Raw genomic sequence first — 21,090 nt, 5'->3', positions numbered from 1 at the left:
CCTAGAACAGGTGCACCGAGTGATCAACGGGGCCATGGCCTTTACCGACTAGCAAACGGTCGGCATTGGCTATGGCCTCGTTGAGCCATTTAGTGGACCAATCCAACGCATCCTCTAGCGAATCACCTGCGCCCAGCCGAGTGGCTAGGGCGGAAGACAAAGAACACCCCGTACCGTGGGTGTTTTTTGTTTCCACGCGCGGGGAGCTGACCTTGTGCGTCTTCCCGGCAGGAGATACTGCAATGTTTCCGGCCTCCGGTCCATCCAGGTGACCCAACTTCACGATGACGGTGGTGTCGGTTTCCCGCGCCCACTTCGCGGCAATGTCCACGGCCTGCTGCTCGCTGGTGGCCAGTTCGGTCTTGGTCAGGAGTGCTAGTTCGGGGAGGTTCGGCGTCACAACCGAAGAAGCGGCAGCGAAGTCCCGCAGTGCGTCCTCGGCGTCCGCAGTGAGCAGCCGGTCGCCCGAGGAAGCCACCGCCACCGGGTCCAACACCGTCGTGACCTGGTGATCCTGCAGGTAATCGCGGATGGTCTGGATGGTCTCCGTGCCGCCGAGCATGCCGATCTTCACGGCATCGACGGTGACGTCGTCGAAGACGGAATCCAGCTGCGCGCGGAGGAAATTCAGCGGGGGAGTGTGGATCTCGCGCACGCCCTGCGTGTTCTGCGCGACCAGCGCGGTGATGACAGACATGCCGTAGCCGCCCGCCGCCATGATGGACTTCAGGTCCGCCTGCGTGCCCGCCCCGCCTGTCGGGTCCGTGCCGGCGATGGACAGCACGCGCGGGCGGAGGGGGCTGGGGTTACTGGGACTTGGGTTGCTAGAGCTGGCTGGATTGACCGAGCCACTGGGGTCGCTGGGGCTTGGGTTGCTGGGGTTGATGTCGGAGCTGTTGTTAGTCATGCCCCTCATTATGGCGCATTTGCTTGCGCCCACTCTCTCAGTTAGCTCTGCAGGGTGCTAAATGTCGGAAAAGTTGCAAAACTGCAAACTTGCTACTTTCAGCTCTTGTTGTATGCCTCTCTGAGCAGGGCTTTTCCATTAGCGAAAATTGTGCCCAATAACGTTTTGCAACTTTTCCGACATTTAAGTCAGCTGGGATGCCCTCTGCGGGATGGGCGGCTACGAGCGGACGGCTGGCTAGGGCTGCGGCAGCTCGCGCGGGACTACCTTGCCTACCGCATTGCGGGGGAGCTTGTCCAGGTAGACGAAGTAGCGCGGCACACTGTGGCGCGCCAGGTGAGCCTTGACCTCCGTCTTGGCCTTCTCCTCGAACTCCGCCTTCTCCTCGTCAGTCAGCTCGGCGGCGCTCTTGCCCTCCGGCACGACCCACGCGCACAGCGCCTGGCCAAACTCCGGGTCGTCCACGCCACGCACGGCGGACTCGGCGACGCAATCCATGGAGTTGATCACGTCCTCGGTCTCCTGCGGGAAGACATTCTCACCGCCGGAGACGATCATGTCGTCGCTACGGCCAGAGATGAACAGCAGACCCTCGTCGTTGTAGTAGCCCAGGTCTCCGGTGGCGACCATACCGTCGATAATCTCCTTGTCGGAGCCGGGGCGCGTGTAGCCCTCGAACAGCATGTCGTTCTTCACGAAGATGCGTCCGATCTCCCCGTTTGGCAGCTCCTTGCCGTTGTCGTCCAGGACCTTCAGCGTCGTTGCCATCGGCGGCTTACCTGCAGTGTTGATGTGCTTGCGCAGATCTTCCGGAGTGGCGATGGAAGCCCAGCTGACCTCCGTCGATCCGTAGAGGTTGTACAGCACGTCGCCGAACTTCTCCTGCGTCTCACGCACTACCTTCGGTGGCAGCGCCTCGCCAGAGGTGGCGATGATCTTCGTGCCCGAGTTGAGGTTCTCCGGCACGACCTCCAGCATGCGGCGAAGCATCGTCGGCACCATTGCAATGGTGTATGGGCGGTTCTTCTTGATCAGCTTCACTGCAGCTTCGGGGGAGAAGCGGCGCTGCATGATCATGGTGTTGCGCAGCGCGAGAGCCAGCTGAATCTGCGCGAAGCCCCAGGTGTGGAACATTGGCGCGGAGAGGAACGACGGCCGGTGGTGGCGCATCGGGATGCGGCTCATGATGGAGGACGCCGGCATGTACGTCTTCGGCTCCGGTCGGCGCGCGCCCTTCGGGGTGCCGGTGGTTCCGGAGGTCAGGATGATGGTGCGCCCCTGACGCGGACGGGCGGGGATGGAGAGGTTTTCCGGGGTGGTGCTCAGCACCTCGTGCAGGGAGGGCCAGTCTTCGCTGCGGGTGGCGTAGTCGCCACTGTCGATCGCATCCCTAACGTTGGAGGCCTTCTTCAGGGCTTCCTCCGCCTCGCGGGTAAGTCCCAGCGTATCGCCGTTTTCCCAGGCTACGACGACGGGGCAGGCGTCGAAATCCTTTGGCAGCAGTGGCAGGAACTCCTCGTCGATGAACAGGATGTCGATTTTTTGTTCCTGTAGCACGGCCTGGGTCTGCTTTGCTGACGCCCCAGTGTTGAATAGCACAATGTCCGTGCCCAACCGACCGTGTGCACACAGGGCGAGGATGAAGCCGCGGTGGTTCCGGCACAGGACGCCGATGCGGTCGCGTTCGCGAACACCGGTGCGGAAGAGGGCTTGCGCCAGGGCGGTGGACTGCTCGTGCAGTTCTTGGTAGGTCATCGAACCGGCGTCGTCGATGATGGCCGTGTGGTAGGGGTCGCGCGCGGCCCCGATGGCCAGCAGGCCGGCGGGCAGGAAGCTCCACTGGATGATTCCCTTGAGGGCCTTGCCGGCTGCGACGGGGCCCATAGATCCCAGGACGCCCGATTTGAACAGGGGCAGTGTGCCTTTAAGAAGTGTGCCGGCGGTCCCGATCTGGTCGGTAAGGGAGGGCTTGGGCAACTGGGCGGCTGCTGCTGCGTTCATTTCTGGGTGACTCTCCTTGGGTTGGTCTCTACTGAGTTGGCTTCCCAGGGTTGGTTTCTCTGGGTTGGCTTCTCTGGGGCGGTTTCACTGGGCGGTATCTCTGGGGTGGAATCCCTGGGGTGGTTTTGTTGGGGTTCCTCTCCGGACGGATCCCTTGTGCACCACTGCCCCGAGCTTTAGTGGCGTGCATCACTTTAATGTTTCTGGGTTAAAAAGTTCTCGGTTTGAAAAAATAACTATGAAGGGACAGGTTGTGGGGGAGCTGCGGAATAGGGGTTTAAAGGGCGCGTTCGCTGACGGCGTACAGCTTAGAAACTTAAGTTCAGAATGCCTGTTTACCTGCTGATATGTGGGTGGTTGAGGCCGAGGTGGCGTCGGAATAAAGCAACAACAACACAGTGTTGTGTGAAAGGCGATATGAGTTGTCCACGCTCACGGCTAAGGTGGGCAACATTGGCGAATACGCAAGCTACATCTTTTGAAAAAGGGAGCACACCATGTTCGAGAGGTTCACGGATCGCGCGCGCCGCGTCGTTGTGTTGGCGCAGGAGGAAGCACGCGCGCTGAATCACAACTACATCGGCACCGAGCACATCCTGCTCGGCCTGATCCAAGAAGGCGAAGGTGTCGCAGCGAAGGCCCTGGAATCCATGGGCATCTCCCTGGACGCCGTGCGCACCGAGGTCAAGGACATCATCGGCACCGGTGGCCACCCGCCGAGCGGCTACATCCCGTTCACCCCGCGCGCCAAGAAGGTACTGGAGCTCGCGCTGCGCGAAGCGCTGCAGCTGGGCCACAAGTACATCGGCACCGAGCACATCCTGCTGGGCCTCATCCGCGAGGGTGAAGGCGTGGCGGCGCAGGTGCTGGTCAAGCTCGGTGCAGACCTGTCCCGCGTGCGTCAGCAGGTAATCCAGCTGCTCAGCGGCTACGAGGGGAACGAGGAAGAAAGCGGTGGCGGCGAGCCCGCTACCGCCGGTGTGGGCAGCAGCCCGGAGGGCGCGCCGAGCCGCCCCGGCCAGAAGTCCAACTCACTGGTTTTGGACCAGTTTGGCCGCAACCTCACTCAGGCAGCGAAGGATGGCAAGCTGGACCCGGTCGTGGGGCGCGAGAACGAGATCGAGCGCGTAATGCAGGTGCTTTCCCGCCGCACCAAGAACAACCCGGTGCTGATCGGCGAGCCCGGTGTGGGTAAGACCGCCGTGGTCGAGGGCCTGGCGCTGGACATCGTCAACGGCAAGGTGCCGGAGACGCTGAAGGATAAGCAGCTGTACTCCCTGGACCTGGGCTCCCTGGTGGCGGGCTCCCGCTACCGTGGTGACTTCGAGGAGCGCCTGAAGAAGGTGCTGAAGGAGATCAACCAGCGCGGCGACATCATCCTGTTCATCGACGAGATCCACACCCTGGTCGGCGCAGGTGCCGCCGAGGGTGCGATCGACGCTGCCAGCATCCTGAAGCCGAAGCTGGCCCGCGGCGAACTGCAGACCATCGGTGCCACCACCCTGGACGAGTACCGCAAGCACATCGAGAAGGACGCCGCGCTGGAGCGCCGCTTCCAGCCGGTACAGGTCCCGGAGCCCTCCGTGGAGCTGACCGTGGAGATCCTGAAGGGTCTGCGCGACCGCTACGAGGCGCACCACCGCGTATCCATCACCGACGGTGCGCTGAAGGCCGCAGCCCAGCTGGCGGACCGCTACATCAACGACCGTTTCCTGCCGGATAAGGCCGTGGACCTGATCGACGAGGCCGGCGCCCGCATGCGCATCAAGCGCATGACCGCCCCGAAGGCTATTCAGGATATTGACGACAAGATCGCCGAGGTGCGCCGCAAGAAGGAAGCCGCCATCGACGACCAGGACTTCGAGAAGGCAGCAGCCCTGCGCGACGACGAACGCAAGCTGGGCGAAGAGCGCGCGGAGAAGGAAAAGGCCTGGCGCGCCGGCGAGCTGGACGAAGTCGCCGAGGTGGGCGAGGAACAGATCGCCGAAGTCATGGGCACCTGGACCGGCATCCCCGTGTTCAAGCTCACCGAGGAAGAGTCCACCCGCCTGCTGCACATGGAAGACGAGCTGCACAAGCGCATCATCGGCCAGGACGATGCCGTCAAGGCCGTCTCCCGTGCCATCCGTCGCACCCGCGCCGGCCTGAAGGACCCGAAGCGCCCGTCCGGTTCGTTCATCTTCGCCGGCCCGTCCGGTGTGGGTAAGACCGAGCTGTCGAAGGCACTGGCCGAGTTCCTGTTCGGCGACGACGACGCGCTGATCCAGATCGACATGGGCGAGTTCCACGACAAGTTCACGGCATCCCGCCTGTTCGGTGCGCCTCCGGGATACGTCGGCTACGACGAGGGCGGCCAGCTGACCGAGAAGGTCCGCCGCAAGCCCTTCTCCGTGGTGCTGTTCGACGAGATCGAGAAGGCCCACACGGAGATCTACAACACCCTGCTGCAGGTGCTGGAGGATGGTCGCCTTACCGACGGCCAGGATCGCATGGTGGACTTCAAGAACACCGTCTTGATCTTCACCTCGAACCTGGGCACCAGGGACATCTCCAAGGCTGTGGGCATGGGCTTCAGTTCCTCTGGTGAGGCCGACGAGGACACCCAGTACGAGCGGATGAAGCAGAAGGTCGACGACGAGCTGAAGAAGCACTTCCGCCCGGAGTTCCTGAACCGTATCGACGACATCGTGGTCTTCCACCAGCTGACCCGCGAGCAGATCGTGCAGATGGTGGATCTGCTGCTGGGCCGCGTGCGCACCGCCCTGCAGGCGAAGGACATGGACCTGGAGCTCACCGAGCAGGCGAAGTCCCTGCTGGCCAAGCGTGGTTTCGATCCGGTACTGGGCGCCCGCCCGCTGCGCCGCACGATCCAGCGCGAGATCGAGGATCACCTGTCCGAGAGGATCCTGTTCGGCGAGATCGGCGCCGGCGAGATCGTCACCGTCGACGTCGAGAACTGGGACGGCGAGTCCAAGGGCGACGATGCGAAGTTCGTCTTCGGCACCAAGCCAAAGCCCCTGCCGGAGGTCGGTGAGGAGGACTTCGCCGCTGACGAGGCCCAGGAGGCGGTCTCTGTCGCCGCCGAGGGCAACGTGCCGGAGGATAAGGGTTTTGACGCCGCAGATTCCAGCGATGACTGGAATCAGAAAGGCTAACTAAGCCTTTTGGCTAGGCCTTGTTAACTAGGCCTTGTTGAACTGCACTGGGCGATCGTGGATCACGTTATCCACCCAGTCCAGGGCAGGCAGCAGGTGCGTGATCATCGGCACCATGTGATCGCCCAGCGGGAACGTGCGCGGGATATTGTGCTCCGCGTAGTTCACCTTCGTGCCACCCTCCGCCCACTGGCGGGCCATGCGGCGGCTCTGCTCAACCGGGATCGTGTCATCGTTCGTGCCATGGCCCACGTACACAGGGACCTGGGGTGAGCGGCTGCCGATGCGTTGGGCGTCAACAAGCTTCTTAAACGGCTCCTGCTCCAGCAGCTCCGTGAGTGACTCGCCGTTCTTCGTCAGCGTGCGCGTATCCGTGTAGGCGTGCCGCGCGAGGGATTCGGGGATGCATTCGCTTGCGGTCTGGCGGACGAACTCCTTGCCCTTGTCGTTCATCTTTTCCTCCACGGCGCCGCGGATCTCCGGATTGGAGACGAGGAAACCATTCAGCGTGTAGCCCAGGGCGGCGGCCAGCGGACCGTTGTCGATGGCGGTGGCAGTCATAGCCAAATCCGCCGGCACTCCGCCGGCGTAGCCCGCCTTCAGGTTGATCTCCGGGGCGTAGGTGTGAGCCAGCTCCAGAGCTGCAGCGGAGGAACCGCCGCCCTGCGAGTAACCCCACACCGCGACCGGCGCGGCCTTCGGTACCCGAGGCATGTTCTTTGCCGCGCGGGCCATGTCCAAGGTGGCGTTGCCCTGATCCACGCGGTTCATGTAAGTGTGCTGCGCCGGAGTGCCCAGGCCGTTCAGATCTGTCAGTGCGACGGCCCAGCCACGGGAGAGAGCGGCGGCAACGGGCGCGGCCTCATACTCCAAGCCCATTGGCAGCAGCTTGCCTGGGGCGCACGCATCGCCGCTGCCCTGGGTGCCCGGAGCTACGACCAGCAGCGGGCGCTCCCCGCCACTGGTGTAGGGAGCGCGGGGCACCAGCACGGTGCCGGTGACGGGTACGGTCTCGCCACGGGAGTTGGTGGAAACGTAGGCCACGCGCTGGGCCTCGCTATTCGTCCAATCGACGAAGGGGATTCCGAGGGCAAAGTTGCTGGGGGCTGTCTTGATGATTTCCCCTGGCTTGCCCTTCACCTGCAAAGGCAGAGAGGAGTAGAAGCCATCTGGGTCGTAGTTAGGCAGGGAACCCACTACGGATTTGCCGCTGCCTGTAGCGGCGGCCTTGGAGGCGGATCCCTCGACGGAGCCATAGAGTCCGCCGGGTGCTGCGGCGGCTGGGGTCATTCCGGAAGCGGCGATGGCTGCGGGCAGCAGCACTGCGAAGGTGGCGGTTAGGGTACGGGAACGGTTGGAACTTCTACGAGAAAACGTCATAGGGGGATCCTAAGTGTTTTCTCCGCCCGAAGTATTAGGTATCGCTAATTAGCTCCGCGAAACGGGGGCATCGGTTGCGCTGTCTGCGGCTACTTCAGCGCTGTCTTCGGTGCCTTCGGCGTCCACGTTCGCCGTGAACGGATCCAGAGCCTCCAGATCTACGTCCTTGTCCTCGTCGTTTGGCACCTTGCGGGTGAGGTCGATGACCAAGCCAATGGCGGTCAGGAGGATGGTGGGTAGCAGCCACCCCATGCCTGCATCCATCAGCGGGATCCAGCTCAAGGCGCTCTGCAGATCGTCGACCGGCACGTTCAGGGCGGCCAGGAAGTCGATGAAGGAGAACAGGAAGGCCACGGCCACGCCGATGCGGTAGGAGAACACCAGCTTGTGCTGGCGGCACAGCAGGTGCACGTAGGAAAGCGCGATAAGTACGATCGCCGGCGGGTAAATCAGGCCGATCACCGGGCCGGAGACGTTCAGGATCTTTTCCAGACCCAGGTTGGCGATAGCGAGGCCAACGAGCGTCAGGATGGTCGCCCACCAGCGGTAGCTGATGGCCGGAACTAGCTCGTGGAAGAACGTGGACGTCGCCGCGGTCAGGCCAACCACGGTGGTGATGCAGGCCAGCAGCACGATCATCGAGAACACGAACTCGCCTGCGTTGCCCATGGTTAGCTGCGCAGCCGAGCTCAGGATTGCCGCGCCGTCGCTGTAGTTTTCCTTCTCTGGCATGCGGGCGCCAACCAGGCCGAGGCCCAGGTAAACCAGCATCAGGAAGAAACCTGCGGTGAAAGCTGCCACTCCGGAGAGCTTGACGATGCGCTTGTGGTCGGTCTCGCCCTTCTGGCTAAAGGAGCTCACCACGATCAGCGCGAAGGCTAGCGCCGCGATGGAATCCATCGTGAAGTAACCCTGGGAAATACCGCTGACCAGCGGGTTGGAGGTGTACTCCTCGGTGGCGGGAATGCTGGGGGAGTTCAGCTTCTGCAGGCCGATAATGGCCAGGGCAGCTAGAAGTATCAGCAGGATGGGCGTCAAAACCTTGCCCAAAGTGTCCACGACCTTGCCGGGCCAGAGCGTCAGCAGGAAGCAGATCAGGAAGAAGGCGAACGTGCCAGCCAGGCGCCACCAGCCGCCGGAGAGGTCAAAGGTGGACTCCACGCCAAGCTCGTAGCCGATCGCAGCGGCGCGCGGTACGGCGTAGAGCGCACCGATGGAAAGGTAGGCAACGATGGCGAAAATCAGGCCGAACAGCGCACCCGCGCGGGAGGCCAAGTCGCGTACGCCGGCGCCGGAGATCGCAACGGCAATGACCGTCACCACTGGCATGAGCACGCCGGTCAGCAGGAAGCCGGTCATGGCAGGGGTGAAGTTCTCGCCGGATTCCACGCCCAGCATCGGCGGGAAGATCAGGTTTCCAGCGCCGAAGAACATGGAGAACAGCATGAGGCCAACGGCGACCACCGTGCCGGTCATGCTCGGGCGCTTGGCAGTCGAGGATGAAGATGTCGACATAAGTAAATTCCTATTTAGATATGGGTAATGCCCATTACTTTAGGGTATGACCACCCGCGGAACCTAAGCGCTCCCGCCCGCTTCTAGTGCGGTAGATGGTACGTTGCGCCGTCGCGGGTCACCAGGCCGTCGTCGAGCAGCGATTGCAGGGCTCGTTCGAGTTGTTCGGTTGCGGGCCACAGCAGGTCTATCTCTTTCTTTGTGACGCCACCTTCCCCCGCTTTCCGCAGTAGCCCCATAATCTTTCCGCGGACCTGGCGGTCGGTCCCCACGAACTTCTGCACGCGCCGGGCCGCGGCCTGTGCCTCCGCCTCCGTCGGCTGCGGCTTGCCCGCCTGCACCCACGCGCAGTCGTCGATTAAGGGGCACTGGTCGCATGCTGGGCTTTTCGCGGTGCAGATCAGAGCGCCGAGTTCCATGAGTGCAGCGCACATCAGATTCGCGGCGTCTCGGTCTGCGCCGCTGGTGGCGTCAGTGCCCGTGTTTGTGCCCTCCCAGGAGCGGGTGCCCGTGTCAGTGGGCTGGGGTTGGGGCGGTGGAGGCAGTTGGCGTCCAACTAAACGAGGGTCCGGATCGACGTGGGGCAGCAACGTGGCCACATCCGCCAAGTCGCGCGCGCGGGCGGGCCCCTGTAGGTAGCGTCCGTCGACAAGGCGGCGGTAGACGCGGCGCACATTCGTATCCACAACCGGCACGGCCTGGCCGAAGGCGAAGGCGGCGACGGCGCGGGCGGTGTAGTGGCCGATCCCTGGCAGGGCTTCGAGCTCGGCGATGTCGCTGGGTACCTCGCCGCCGTGGCGTTCCACGCAGGCGGCCGCGCACTCCTTTAGTCGCAGCGCGCGCCGGGGATAGCCCAGGTTGGCCCACATTTTTAAGATCTCGGATCGCGGCGCCTCGGCCAGATCTGCCGGGGTGGGCCAGCGTTCCAGCCAAGCCTGCCAGAGGGGAATCACGCGGGCGACGGGCGTTTGCTGGCTCATGACTTCGCTCAGCAGAATCGCCCACGGGCTGGTGTCCGGGTGGCGCCAGGGCAGGTCGCGGGCATTGCGCGCGTACCAATAATTCAACTTGGCAGGCAGGCTGCTGTGCGAGCCGGTGGGCGGGTTGGGGGAGGCGGCGGAAGGGGAGTTCATTGCACGAATCACTGTAGCGCGGTGCACAATGGAACCATGACTTCTAGCCAACATCAGACCCCGCAGCAGGCTTGGGATAGCCTGCGCGAAGGCAACGAACGTTTCATGCGCGGCGATTCCGACCACCCGCACCAGGACTTGAGCCGCCGCATTTCCCTGCAGGAGGGGCAGAAGCCCCAGGCCGTGGTGTTGGCGTGTTCCGATTCCCGCGCGCCGGTGGAGATCCTCTTCGACCAGGGGCTAGGCGATGTCTTCGTGATCCGCACCGCCGGCGAGATCACCGACTTGTCCGTGCTGGCCTCCTTGGAATTCGCGGTGGACTCCCTGGAGGTACCGCTGGTTGTGGTGCTGGGGCACGAAAAGTGTGGCGCGGTTGCCGCTGCCTCCCAGGCGTTGAACGGCGGCGACATGCCTGCGGGCTTCCAGCGCGTGCTCGTGGAAAAGGTGACGCCCTCGTTGCTGTCCGCGAAGAAGCGCGGCATGGAAAGTAGTGACGCCTTCGAACGCAACCACGTGGCGGAGATCGCCGACCACATCGTGGATCGTTCGCCGGAGATTCAGGCGCGTCTGGCAGACAATCGTTGTGCCGTCGTGGGCCTGCGTTACCGCCTGTCCGATGGCCTGGCCGAGCCGCTGGTCAGCTACGGGTTGGATATTGAGGGCGCACAGCGCGTTCACTAGGAGTTTTGCGGCGTTCATCCCGTGTCTATGCGCAGTCTTTTAGCGGGCAGCCTTTAGCATTAGTTGCGTGACTGATGAAGACAACAGGCGCCCGTTGCCACGCGAAGTGTATATCCGCCGCCGCATTGCTGCGGTGGTGATCTTGGTCGTTGTTATCGGTGTGATCTGGGCTTTGATCAGCCTGGTCAGTGGAGGAGGGGACTCCGAGAACACGGCGTCCACCGAGACTGCCATCACTACCTCCGAGCAGCAGGATATGACTAGCTCGCCGGAGCCGCCGAAGGGTACGGAACCGAGCGACTCGGAGGACGAGAAGGCGTCCGAAAAGGACAAAGATAAAGACAAGGACGACGAGAGCGACGAGAACAAGGACGAGAAGAAGGATTCTTGCTCGCTTGCCGACCTGCGCGTCACCGCTCGGCCGGGTGCTCCGACGTTCAACGCGGAGCAGCAGCCGAACTTCTTCGTGAAGATCGAGAACCCGACGAACGCGGATTGTGACATCAATTTCGATGATTCCCCGCTGAAGTTCGAGGTCTTCACCATGGGCAACTATGAGCGCGTGTGGGGCGACATCGACTGCAACGAGCCGGAGGTCGTAGGCGATACGAAGATCAAGGCCGGCGAGTCCGCGAACTACGAGATGGCTGCCTGGTCGCGTACCACCTCCGCTCCGGGTAAGTGCGAGGACCGCAAGCCGGTCGATCCGGGCAGCTACCTGCTGTACGCCCACGTGGGCGACAATACTTCTCAGCCGGCCTCGTTTAACCTGCAGTAGCCAGTAATGGCTTGACTGGTGACCTAGTCAGTAGACAGGCAGTAGTTGACGGCCTGGCAGAGCGTGGAGACCTCCTTTACTTTCATGCCCCTCGGGGCCTCATAATGGCAGTTCTTCGGCACTAGTGCGGTGTGGAAGCCTAGCCGGTGGGCCTCCGCCAGCCTTTGGGTGAGCTGCGGAATGCGCCGCACTTCCCCGCCCAAGCCCACCTCGCCGAGGGCGACCAAGCCCAAGGGGAGCGGGGTGCGCTTCGCAGTAGAGGCCAGCGCAAGCCCGGTGGCGAGGTCCGCGGAGGGCTCCAGAATCTTCATCCCGCCGACCGTGGCGGCGTAGACCTCTTTGTCCGCCAGCGGCAACCCGCAGCGTTCAGAGAGCACGGCCAGCACCATCGACACACGCGAGGCATCCATGCCCGTCATGTAGCGCTTCGGGTTCTTGAACTCGCTGTTAAGTGCCAAAGTTTGCAACTCGCCGACCATGGCACGGCGCCCGTCCATCACGACGGTTACTGCGGTGCCGGTCACGGATTCGGTGCGATGGTGCAGGAACAAACCGCTGGGGTCCGCGACCTCCTGGATGCCGTGGGCGGTCTGCTCGAAACAGCCGACTTCGTCCGTGGCGCCGAAGCGATTCTTGATACCGCGCAGAAAGCGCATGGAGGAGTGCTTGTCGCCCTCGAAGTTCAACACGACATCCACCAGGTGCTCGATGGTGCGGGGGCCGGCGACCGCACCATCCTTCGTCACGTGCCCCACCGCGATGACGGGCGTGCCCGACATCTTCGCCAGGGTCGTCAGCGTGCTGGTGACCGCGCGGGTTTGGGCCACGCCACCAGCAACGCCTTCCACCCCAGTGGCCTGCATAGTCTGGAGGGAATCCACGATGATCAGCTCCGGGTTTAGTGCATCGACCTGCGCCAGGCCATTCTCCAGGTCGTTCTCGCTGGCCAGATAGAGCTTGTCGTGCAGCGCGCCGGTGCGTTCCGCGCGGTGGCGCACCTGCCCCACGGACTCCTCCGCGGTGAGGATCAGCACCGTATGGCCCTTCGTAGCCCACGCCGCGGCGACCTCTAGCAGCAGGGTGGATTTGCCCACGCCCGGTTCGCCCGCCAGCAGCACAGCGCTGCCTGGGACAATGCCGCCGCCTAGAACGCGGTCTAGTTCCCCGATGCCCGTGGGGCGGTGCTTGGCGATGGTCGGATCCACCTGGGTGACCGGTTGGGCACTGGCCCCTGGAACTAGGCCGCCGGACCCGCGTCCCCCACCGCGGCGCCCCGCACTGGCGGCAGCGCCCGCAACACCGGCGAGCCCCATTGCGCCTAAGCCCAAGGAGCGCGTGTCCCGCTCCTCCAGAGATCCCCATTCCCCACACTGTGGGCAGCGCCCCATCCACTTCGACAGCTGGTGGTCGCAGGAGGTGCAGACGAAAACCCGGCTCGCTTTGCTCGACTTACTTGCCATGCCCACAACAATAAACGCCGCCCCGGACAACCAATGTCCGGCGGCGGCGTTTGTTCGATTTTGAGGAAGCCTACGCTGAAAGCTTGCTCTTGGGGCTACTTGTTGGTCAGGCTGCCGTCCTCGTCACGGTGCAGCTGGCCTGCTTCCGGAACGTAAGCGGAAACCGGAGCGCTCAGCTCAACCTCGCCGACATTCAGCTTGAAGGTGACCTTCTTGTGGCCGCCTACGTAAACGTCATCCAGACCCTTGATGGAGGTGGTGGCGTACTGCAGCTGCTTCTGCTCCTTGGCCTCAATGTCTTCCATAGCGAACTTGCCATCGGCAACCAGGGAGCCGCCAGCCGGGATCTCGGTCTTCTCCAGGCCGGAGATCTCCTTGCCCTCCACCTTCACGGACTCAACCTTGACAGGCTCACCGTGGGTGTCCTCGTTGGTGATAGTGAACTTCAGCGCCAGGGCGTTATCCGGACCGACAACCACCGTCACGTCCTGCACATCAGCGTGCTCCGCGGTGCCGCTAGCACCGTTGACTGCGGCAACCTGGCTGGAAGTCTGGGAAATCTGACCTGCACCACACGCGGACAGGGCGAGTGCGGAACCTGCTGCGACCAGCGCCAGCGCACCACGGGCAAAGGTCGTCTTCAGCGGCTGGGCCTTGAGGGTCTTCACGATGCGTTCCTCCATCTGAGGCATGTCTTAAAAGCAGTTGAATAAAAACGTCTGCACCCAGCCTAGCTTGTAGGGGGCCGGTACACCTAGCCAAGGAGGCCTTTAAGGTTAATTAGTGCCCCCTAGTGCGCGCTTGCTGGGGGTTTTATGCCCCAAATGCGGGTAGTGCGGTCGATTACGGTAGAATCTAACGGGTATTTACTCGGGTATTTACGCAGTGCCTGTCAGTGCCCGGCACAGCCTGTCACAGCCTTTCGGAAGGACGTTAGAGGAACACTTATGGAGTTCGCAGTCGGAGATACGGTCGTTTACCCGCACCATGGCGCCGCCGTCATCGAGGGCATCGAGCAGCGGGAGTTCAAGGGGGAAACCGTCGACTACCTGGTGCTGCGCATTAACCAGGGCGACCTTTCCGTGCGCGTCCCGGCCGCGAATGCGGAGAAGGTTGGCGTGCGTGACGTGGTGGGCGAGGAAGGCCTGCGCAAGGTCTTCTCCGTGCTGCGCGAGACCGACGTGGAAGAGGCGGGTAACTGGTCCCGCCGCTACAAGGCGAACCAGGAGCGCCTGACCAGTGGCGACGTGAACAAGGTCGCCGAAGTCGTGCGCGACCTGTGGCGCCGTGACCAGGACCGCGGCCTGTCTGCCGGTGAGAAGCGCATGCTGGCCAAGGCCCGTCAGATCCTCGTGGGCGAGCTCGCCCTGGCCGAGGGTGTGGACGACAAGAAGACCGACGCGCTTCTGGCCGAGATGCAGGCTGCCATCAAACGTCACCGCGAGGCCGCCGCTGCAGCCCGTGCCGCAGGCGTGGACGAGGATTCCAAGTCCGGTGGCTCCATCGATCTGGACGACGAGCTGGACGGCGAAGACTAAGCCGGGCAGGCGCTGTGACAGCGAACGTCTACGCACTCGTCGCCGCCGCCGGTAGCGGTACCCGCCTGGGCTTCGACACCCCAAAGGCTTTCGTCGAGCTCAACGGTCGGTCGTTGCTGGAAAGGTCGTTGGACGGCCTGGCGGCGTCCCAAAACATCGAAGAAGCGATCGTGCTGGTCAGCGAGAACATGCGCGACCACGCCGAAAGCATCGTCGGCGATCCCATCAACGCCGCGGAGTGGGCGCCCATGACCGTCAGCGTGGAGCTCGGCGGCGGCGAGCGATTCGATTCTGTGTACGCGGGGCTGGTTGCGATCCAACGGCGGCTAAATGCTGCGGGCGAGGCCACTGAGGGGCGCTTCGTCGCCGTTCACGATGCCGCCCGCTGCCTCACCCCGCCCGCCATGATCGCCGAGGTTGTCGACCGCGCACGCCGTGGTGTCGCAGATGGTTCCTGGTACGGTGCGATCCCGGTGTTGCCGGTGGTAGACACCATTAAAGTTATTGACGCCCCCACCTCCGGCCCGCGCGCAGGGCAGACGGTCGTGGAGCAGACCCCAGACCGCGCCAGCCTGCGGGCAGCTGCCACGCCACAGGTATTCGACTTGGAGAAGCTGATCGAGGCTAACGAGCAGTACCTGCGCACCACGGAGATAAGTTCCGCGCACGCGGTGGATCGGGTGGGTGCCTCGCCGCTGCCGCTGGTGACGGACGATGCCTCGCTGATGGAGATGGCAGGTTTTCCGGTGGTGGCGGTGGATGCGGACCCGCTGGCTATGAAGATCACCACGCCTCAGGACTACCGCGTGGCGCAGATGATCCTGAATGGCAGCGAGGGCTAGAAAGCTAGTGGCAGACAAGTAGAACGCAAGCAGAGGCGAGAGGTAGACCGCAATTGAATACTCCACACATCATTCCCCGCGTAGGTATTGCGACGGATGCTCACCAGGTGCAGCCCGGTAAGGACTGCTGGATGGCTTGCCTTCTGTGGGAGGGGCAGGATGGCTGCGAAGGACACTCCGATGGCGACGTGGTGGCGCACGCGGTAGTGGATGCGTTGCTCTCTGCCGCAGGGCTGGGGGATCTGGGTAGTTTCGTCGGGGTGGGGCGCAAGGAATACGACAACGTCTCCGGCGAGCGCCTACTGCGCGAGTGCCGCGAGCTGCTGGAGTCCAAGGGCTTCGTGATCGGCAATGCGGCGGTGCAGATGGTGGGTAACCGTCCGAAGATGGGTACCCGGCGCGAAGAGGCCGAGAAGATCATGGGGGAGCTGATCGGTGCTCCGGTCTCCGTCTCTGCTACCACGACCGATCACATGGGTTTCACAGGCCGTGGCGAGGGCGTGGCGGCCGTGGCGACGGCGGTTGTGTGGCAGGCGCAGAATTAGTTATTGACAATCCTTTTATGTCTTCGTAGGTTTGTTCCATCAAACAGAATCTCCGCGCACTAAAGGTCTGGAACTTCCTTGTCGAATAGCTACTCATTTTCTTTTAGCTACCCGCGCTCTGATGAAGGGATCGAGGTCCGCTCCCTCGAGGTTCCCGCTAGCCCGACGGTGATATTGGGTGTCAATGGTGCCGGTAAGACCACGCTTATGAAGTTGCTTGCCGGGCAGCTAAAACCATCCAAGGGCGCTGTGCCGAAGTTGGGCCGAGCGGTGTACGTCCCGCAGCATTTCGAAAGCATCAATGGGGCGCGTGTGGTCGACTATGTTTCCTACGTCGCTTGGCTAAATGGTGCCGGTTGGGCGGAGAGCAAGAGGTCCGCAGCCTATTGGATTGAATTCGTCGGACTCAAAACACATGCACATAAGCAATGCAGCAAGCTGTCTGGCGGGCAGCAAGCCCGCGTGCAAATCGCTACCGCCCTGAACTCTAACGCGGAGCACATTCTGCTAGACGAACCTAGCGCTGCACTCGACCCGCTGGCGAAACGGGAACTTCAAGGGCTCTATCGATCCATTGCGGAATCGGACATTGGCCTTTGGGTTTCTAGCCATCAGCCCTTGGAAGTGGAGAAACCGTTCGAGCATGTGCTCGTGCTGCATGAAGGCAGAGTCGAATTCCAGGGACCCCTGGGCGATTTTCTACGAATCGGGCGTGAACCACTAGAGCCAGAAAAGTTACTTCGCTATTCCGACACTGTGAGAAACCTTGCGGCGGCCTTTTCCAGGAACGGTGGCCATGACGAGGATTAATGCTCTCAACGTTGCTCTCGTACTCGCGGCTTCTGTGCTTGGTTTGCTGAGCATTGCACCCAATGCCAACCCGGTGCCTACGCAGGACAACGCAGTCTCCAACAGTTTGGCCCTCTACTATTCGCTGGGGCCAATCCTGGGCTTTGTCGGTGCCAAAGAGATGGCACGCTTCCGTTCCTTTTTTAAGTCCCGCGGGTCTGTGCGGGATGTTTTTAAAGTCTGGCTCAGATCCTTGGCGCTGCCACTATTGCTTGCGGTGGTAGTGGTGCTGGCGTACCTCGCAGTGCAGTTAGCGAATATCGGCTACGTAGAGTCCGGACGGTTCCTTGCAACAGGGTTGGTCTTTATTGCTCTTCACGGCGTGGCATGGCTGAGCTTGGGAGCAACTTTAGGGCTGTACCTACCAGCAATTGTGGCGATCGCCGTCGGCTTGCTTCTTCCTTATATCCTGGTCGCTTACCCGGTGTCGCTCTCAAACGTGGCGTGGCGACAAATGTTCGGGCAGCCGTTTAGCTCTTGTTGCCAAGTATCACAGAGCGTGGACCCGATTCTGTGGAAGGCTTCGGCGCTGGTGCTGGGAGCCATATGCGTTTGCTCGTTGCTGTTGATCGCGGCTTTTCATGGAAACTGGCTTCCGGGGTTGCCTGCGTGGCCACTCCGCTTGGCAGCCATTGTTCTACTCGGCGTGAGCTGTGGATTAGGTTACGGAATCGCCCAAGGTGGAAACTATAGCTCCGCGGTGCCCCGCCCCCAAAAGCATATGATCTGCGAGGGAGCGGTGTGTTACTGGCGCGAAACCCCATCTGAACAGGTAAATGCTAACCGCAAGGTGTGGGAATCTCTGGGCGTCACTACCTATAGGCTGATTGACGCCGAACCGCAACGGGACGGCGATATCTGGCTCGCTCACTCGAATCAGCAACAGGAAGTAAAGCGCGCGCTCCTGGTCGAGCTCCTCAGCAACGAACCTGCACTTAAGGGGGCCCCATCGTGTTGGGGAACTCCGCAGGAACCCGTATCTGTAGCGGAGTCTCTTCCCGATCTGACGGAAGAAGAGCTGGAACGAGCGACCTTGACGCCTTCCGGACAATGGCGCGGGGTGCATGGAACGAATGAGGGAGTGGACGTGAAGTTCATCCTGAATCGGGCGAACTCCGAGTGTAGGGAGGGATAGTGTCTGCCCAGCATCGAGCACAGATATATTGGCGTGGACATTCCGCGACCTACGCGGTGATGCTTCAGATATTCGGCGTCGTGGGCGCCGTACTGTTCGGCACGACTACTATTCCCATTCCTTGGGCTTCGTGGAGCTCGTCCGGAGTTATCCCGTTTAACTTCGTGTTTTCCATCGCTATCGTTAGCTCTGCGGTGATGTTCTGGGATAACCGGCTTTCCCAGTTGGAAGAACTAACTGTTCGCACGTGGGCGGCCTGCGACTGGCTTTTCCTTGGTCTTTGCCTGGGCGAATGCGGCGTTGTCGCGCTCCTGGGCAACCCAGGCATGTTGCAGTACACGCTCATTGCACTGTCGGTGATTTTCGGCGCATGCCTCGTAGTGGACCTGCGAAAGAGCTTCTATGGACTGCTGCTACTAACTGCCGCCCAGTGCCTGCTCATATCGGTATTGCCTAGTAGATACCTGCCATTGTTCTGGTCGCCCAGGATCAGTGTGATTGTAATTGCGCTTCCCATCTGCCTGTTACTTTTCGCGGCAGTGCGGAGCGCCATCAAGAAGGCCGAGCCGCGTTTGGCTCAGCTCAGCAGTTAATGCGGTTGCAGATTTCCCCGATGCCGTCGATAGCGATGCGCACCTCGTCGCCATCGGCCAGGTACTGCGGTGGGGTCATGCCGTGGCCGACGCCCTCTGGTGTGCCCGTCACGATGACGTCACCAGGTGCCAACGAGGCGAAATTGCTGATGTAATCCACCAGATCCTGCGGCTTAAACACCAGGTCGGCAACGCTGTGCTCCTGGCGGAGTTCGCCGTTGACCCAGGTGCGTAACACCGCCCCTTCCGCAATCGGATCGAAGTGTTCGGCCGGCACCATCCACGGGCCGAATCCGCTGGAGCGATCCAGGTTCTTTCCTTGTAGCCACTGCTGGGTGCGGTACTGCCAATCGCGCTGGGAGAAATCATTCATCACGGTGTAGCCCGCGATCTGGCCGAACTCGCCCATAATGACAGCAAGCTCGCCCTCGTAGTCCGCCTGCGCGGAGAGCTCTGGGGGAACAACGACTTCGTCGAACGGGCCCGCCAAGGCGGAGGCGTATTTTACGAACAGGGTGGGGTGGTCTGGGATCGGGTGCCCCATCTCTGCGATGTGTTCCCGGTAGTTAAGGCCGACACAAAAAATTTTCCCGGGATTAGGTACGACCGGTCCCAGCTGGTCGGCGGTGAAGGAAACGGTGGGGAGGGAATCCAGTTCCGTGTTGCTGACCTGCGCCTTGTAGGGGAATTCGGCGAGGAGCTTGCCCTCGCCACCTTCCTCAGAGAAGGAGGTGACTGCGATTGGGCGCCATGCACCCCGGTTGTTGAGGCGGATGGTGGCGAATCGCGGGGTGTTTTGAGTGCTCATGTCTTCCACGATACTGACACGCATGGGAAAAGATGCCAGATGCGCATGCCTATACTGTGTGGTGTGACTTTGCGAATTTACGACACTGCCGCCCGCCAGCTCCGCGACTTTGAGCCTATCCGTGAAGGCCATGCCTCGATCTACCTGTGCGGAGCGACCGTGCAGTCGATCCCGCACATCGGACATGTGCGTAGCGGAGTCGCTTTCGACATTCTGCGCAACTGGCTGGAGGCCAAGGGGTTGGATGTCGCTTTCGTAAGGAACGTCACTGACATTGACGACAAGATCCTGACCAAGGCCGCGGAGAACAACCGCCCGTGGTGGGAGTGGGCCGCCACGCACGAGCGTGCGTTTAACTGGGCTTATGACCAGTTGGGCGTCACCCCACCTTCCATCGAGCCCCGCGCTACAGGGCATGTACCGCAGATGATCGAGTACATGCAGCGCATCATCGACAACGGCCACGGCTACGCCGCAGACGGCAATGTTTACGCTCAGCCCGCGACGATCGATAACTACGGCTTCCTTTCCGGCCAGAAGCTGGACGAGATGGATCAGGATGAATCTGCGGGCACCGGTAAGCGCGACCCGCGCGACTTCACCATGTGGAAGGCAGCCAAGCCGGGCGAGCCGGCCTGGGATACCCCGTGGGGTCGTGGCCGCCCCGGCTGGCACATTGAGTGCTCCGCGATGGCGACGACCTACCTGGGCAGTGAGTTCGACATCCACTGCGGTGGCCTGGACCTGCAGTTCCCGCACCACGAGAACGAGGCAGCGCAGGCGACGGCAGCGGGCGATGGGTTCGCGCGCTATTGGATGCACAACGGTTGGGTGACGATGTCCGGCGAGAAGATGTCGAAGTCCCTGGGCAACGTGCTTTCTATCCCGAACGTGCTGAAGCTGGTGCGGCCGGTTGAGCTGCGCTACTACCTGGGCAGCGCGCACTACCGCTCGATGCTGGAGTATTCCGAGGCAGCGTTGGGTGAGGCCGCTGCGGGCTACCGCCGCATCGAAAAGTTCCTGGTGCGCGCCACCGAGTACGTCACCGGCGAGACTGCGGTGGATCCGCAGGCGCTGCCGGTCGGGGAAGTCCCGGCGCAGTTCGCGGAGAAGATGGACGACGATCTGGCCGTACCGCAGTCGCTGGCCGTGATCCACGACGTGGTTCGCGAGGGCAACAAGCTACTGGACACAAAGCCCACGGACGAGGCAAAGCAGCAGGTTAAGGAGATCGCCGGGCAGGTTCGCGCGATGGCTGCCGTGCTGGGCGTGGATCCGCTGAGCGAGACGTGGCTGGAATCCACCAAGGCCTCCGCCGGTGGCTCCGATGTGGCGATGGGCGCCCTGGATGTGCTGGTGAAGGCCGAGCTGGAGCGCCGAGCCGAGGCTCGTGCGGCCAAGGACTGGGCCACCGCCGACGAGGTACGCGACCGCCTGGCCGAGGCCGGCATTGAGGTTACGGATACAGCCGATGGCGCGAAGTGGTCGCTGAAAGGGTAGTTCCTGTTTGTAGCGATCACAACCTTGACGATATTGCTGATATGTCAGTAACATAGCTTGTAACCGTTGAGCCTGCCCCACTTGATTTTTCAAGTAGGTGCGGGCTTGATTTCTTTGGGGAGGGAAATTGAAGGGGACTAGGCAAGTCAGGGTTAATAGACAAAAAGTGTGTCCGCTCGGCGTGTCGCCGGGGTGGGCCCCTTTTTTATTTCATTGGTCCTTTCCGGATGCCTAAGTTGTGTTGGTATTCGGTTGGGATAGCGTTGTCGT

Annotated in this window: 18 protein-coding genes; 10 read left to right on the top strand and 8 right to left on the bottom strand. The window is 62.2% G+C overall.

The window, feature by feature from the left end; translation table 11 throughout:
- Window position 1: 1 nt before the first annotated feature.
- Window positions 2-907, bottom strand: coding sequence for a bifunctional hydroxymethylpyrimidine kinase/phosphomethylpyrimidine kinase (gene thiD / locus MHX66_RS04385; protein WP_239200466.1), 906 nt, complete (start codon window positions 905-907; stop codon window positions 2-4).
- A 237-nt stretch (window positions 908-1,144) separates the two neighbouring features.
- Entirely contained in the window at window positions 1,145-2,908 is a 1,764-nt protein-coding gene (locus MHX66_RS04380) for an AMP-binding protein (RefSeq protein WP_239200463.1), read from the bottom strand.
- 497 nt (window positions 2,909-3,405) lie between these two features.
- Here MHX66_RS04380 and MHX66_RS04375 point away from each other — a divergent pair, with 497 nt between their 5' ends.
- Complete coding sequence (locus MHX66_RS04375; RefSeq protein WP_239200460.1) at window positions 3,406-6,063, top strand: ATP-dependent Clp protease ATP-binding subunit; 2,658 nt, start codon at window positions 3,406-3,408, stop codon at window positions 6,061-6,063.
- A 27-nt stretch (window positions 6,064-6,090) separates the two neighbouring features.
- Here MHX66_RS04375 and MHX66_RS04370 read toward each other — a convergent pair whose 3' ends face one another.
- The 3 genes from MHX66_RS04370 to MHX66_RS04360 all read right to left on the bottom strand — a co-directional run bounded on the left by MHX66_RS04370 (window position 6,091) and on the right by MHX66_RS04360 (window position 10,091).
- Complete coding sequence (locus MHX66_RS04370; protein WP_239200457.1) at window positions 6,091-7,443, bottom strand: lipase family protein; 1,353 nt, start codon at window positions 7,441-7,443, stop codon at window positions 6,091-6,093.
- Between the two features lie 48 nt (window positions 7,444-7,491).
- Window positions 7,492-8,958, bottom strand: coding sequence for a branched-chain amino acid transport system II carrier protein (gene brnQ, locus MHX66_RS04365; protein WP_239200454.1), 1,467 nt, complete (start codon window positions 8,956-8,958; stop codon window positions 7,492-7,494).
- 83 nt (window positions 8,959-9,041) lie between these two features.
- On the bottom strand, window positions 9,042-10,091 hold the full coding sequence (locus tag MHX66_RS04360; protein WP_239200451.1) for an A/G-specific adenine glycosylase: 1,050 nt from the start codon (window positions 10,089-10,091) through the stop codon (window positions 9,042-9,044).
- A 36-nt stretch (window positions 10,092-10,127) separates the two neighbouring features.
- On the opposite strand from MHX66_RS04360, the gene MHX66_RS04355 reads away from it, so the two are divergent.
- Complete coding sequence (locus tag MHX66_RS04355) at window positions 10,128-10,772, top strand: carbonic anhydrase (protein ID WP_034987350.1); 645 nt, start codon at window positions 10,128-10,130, stop codon at window positions 10,770-10,772.
- Between the two features lie 67 nt (window positions 10,773-10,839).
- Window positions 10,840-11,550: a hypothetical protein gene (locus MHX66_RS04350; protein WP_053088969.1), complete on the top strand. Its 711-nt coding sequence runs from the start codon at window positions 10,840-10,842 to the stop codon at window positions 11,548-11,550.
- Window positions 11,551-11,573: 23 nt separating this feature from the next.
- Here the strand turns inward: MHX66_RS04350 and radA are convergent, their stop codons facing one another.
- On the bottom strand, window positions 11,574-13,010 hold the full coding sequence (gene radA, locus MHX66_RS04345; RefSeq protein ID WP_239200448.1) for a DNA repair protein RadA: 1,437 nt from the start codon (window positions 13,008-13,010) through the stop codon (window positions 11,574-11,576).
- A gap of 95 nt (window positions 13,011-13,105) precedes the next feature.
- Entirely contained in the window at window positions 13,106-13,678 is a 573-nt protein-coding gene (locus MHX66_RS04340) for a hypothetical protein (protein WP_239200445.1), read from the bottom strand.
- A gap of 279 nt (window positions 13,679-13,957) precedes the next feature.
- Here MHX66_RS04340 and MHX66_RS04335 point away from each other — a divergent pair, with 279 nt between their 5' ends.
- The 6 genes from MHX66_RS04335 to MHX66_RS04310 all read left to right on the top strand — a co-directional run bounded on the left by MHX66_RS04335 (window position 13,958) and on the right by MHX66_RS04310 (window position 18,512).
- On the top strand, window positions 13,958-14,548 hold the full coding sequence (locus MHX66_RS04335) for a CarD family transcriptional regulator (protein WP_049049590.1): 591 nt from the start codon (window positions 13,958-13,960) through the stop codon (window positions 14,546-14,548).
- A gap of 14 nt (window positions 14,549-14,562) precedes the next feature.
- On the top strand, window positions 14,563-15,390 hold the full coding sequence (locus tag MHX66_RS04330; RefSeq protein WP_239200442.1) for a 2-C-methyl-D-erythritol 4-phosphate cytidylyltransferase: 828 nt from the start codon (window positions 14,563-14,565) through the stop codon (window positions 15,388-15,390).
- A gap of 53 nt (window positions 15,391-15,443) precedes the next feature.
- Window positions 15,444-15,935 (top strand): 2-C-methyl-D-erythritol 2,4-cyclodiphosphate synthase, encoded by a 492-nt coding sequence (gene ispF, locus MHX66_RS04325; protein WP_239200439.1) that lies wholly within the window; start codon window positions 15,444-15,446, stop codon window positions 15,933-15,935.
- 78 nt (window positions 15,936-16,013) lie between these two features.
- Complete coding sequence (locus MHX66_RS04320) at window positions 16,014-16,745, top strand: ATP-binding cassette domain-containing protein (protein WP_239200417.1); 732 nt, start codon at window positions 16,014-16,016, stop codon at window positions 16,743-16,745.
- Window positions 16,732-17,919: an ABC transporter permease gene (locus tag MHX66_RS04315; RefSeq protein WP_239200414.1), complete on the top strand. Its 1,188-nt coding sequence runs from the start codon at window positions 16,732-16,734 to the stop codon at window positions 17,917-17,919. The genes MHX66_RS04320 and MHX66_RS04315 overlap by 14 nt, the downstream gene beginning before the upstream one ends.
- On the top strand, window positions 17,919-18,512 hold the full coding sequence (locus MHX66_RS04310; RefSeq protein WP_239200397.1) for a hypothetical protein: 594 nt from the start codon (window positions 17,919-17,921) through the stop codon (window positions 18,510-18,512). Before MHX66_RS04315 ends, MHX66_RS04310 begins: the two co-directional genes overlap by 1 nt.
- On the opposite strand, the gene MHX66_RS04305 is transcribed toward MHX66_RS04310, so the two are convergent.
- The gene (locus MHX66_RS04305; protein WP_239200394.1) at window positions 18,502-19,320 is read right to left on the bottom strand and encodes a fumarylacetoacetate hydrolase family protein; all 819 of its coding nucleotides are present in this window, start codon (window positions 19,318-19,320) and stop codon (window positions 18,502-18,504) included. The two genes, MHX66_RS04310 and MHX66_RS04305, sit on opposite strands and share 11 nt — an antisense overlap.
- 63 nt (window positions 19,321-19,383) lie before the next feature.
- Here MHX66_RS04305 and cysS point away from each other — a divergent pair, with 63 nt between their 5' ends.
- A complete protein-coding gene (gene cysS / locus MHX66_RS04300) occupies window positions 19,384-20,820 on the top strand; it encodes a cysteine--tRNA ligase (protein WP_239200391.1) in 1,437 nt (478 codons plus the stop codon).
- Window positions 20,821-21,090: the final 270 nt, after the last annotated feature.

The organism is Corynebacterium sp. ACRPH (assembly GCF_022347285.1).
Lineage (GTDB): Bacteria > Actinomycetota > Actinomycetes > Mycobacteriales > Mycobacteriaceae > Corynebacterium.
The sequence above is the reverse complement of the archived record's forward strand: the minus strand, read 5'-3'. Positions and strand labels throughout refer to the sequence as shown.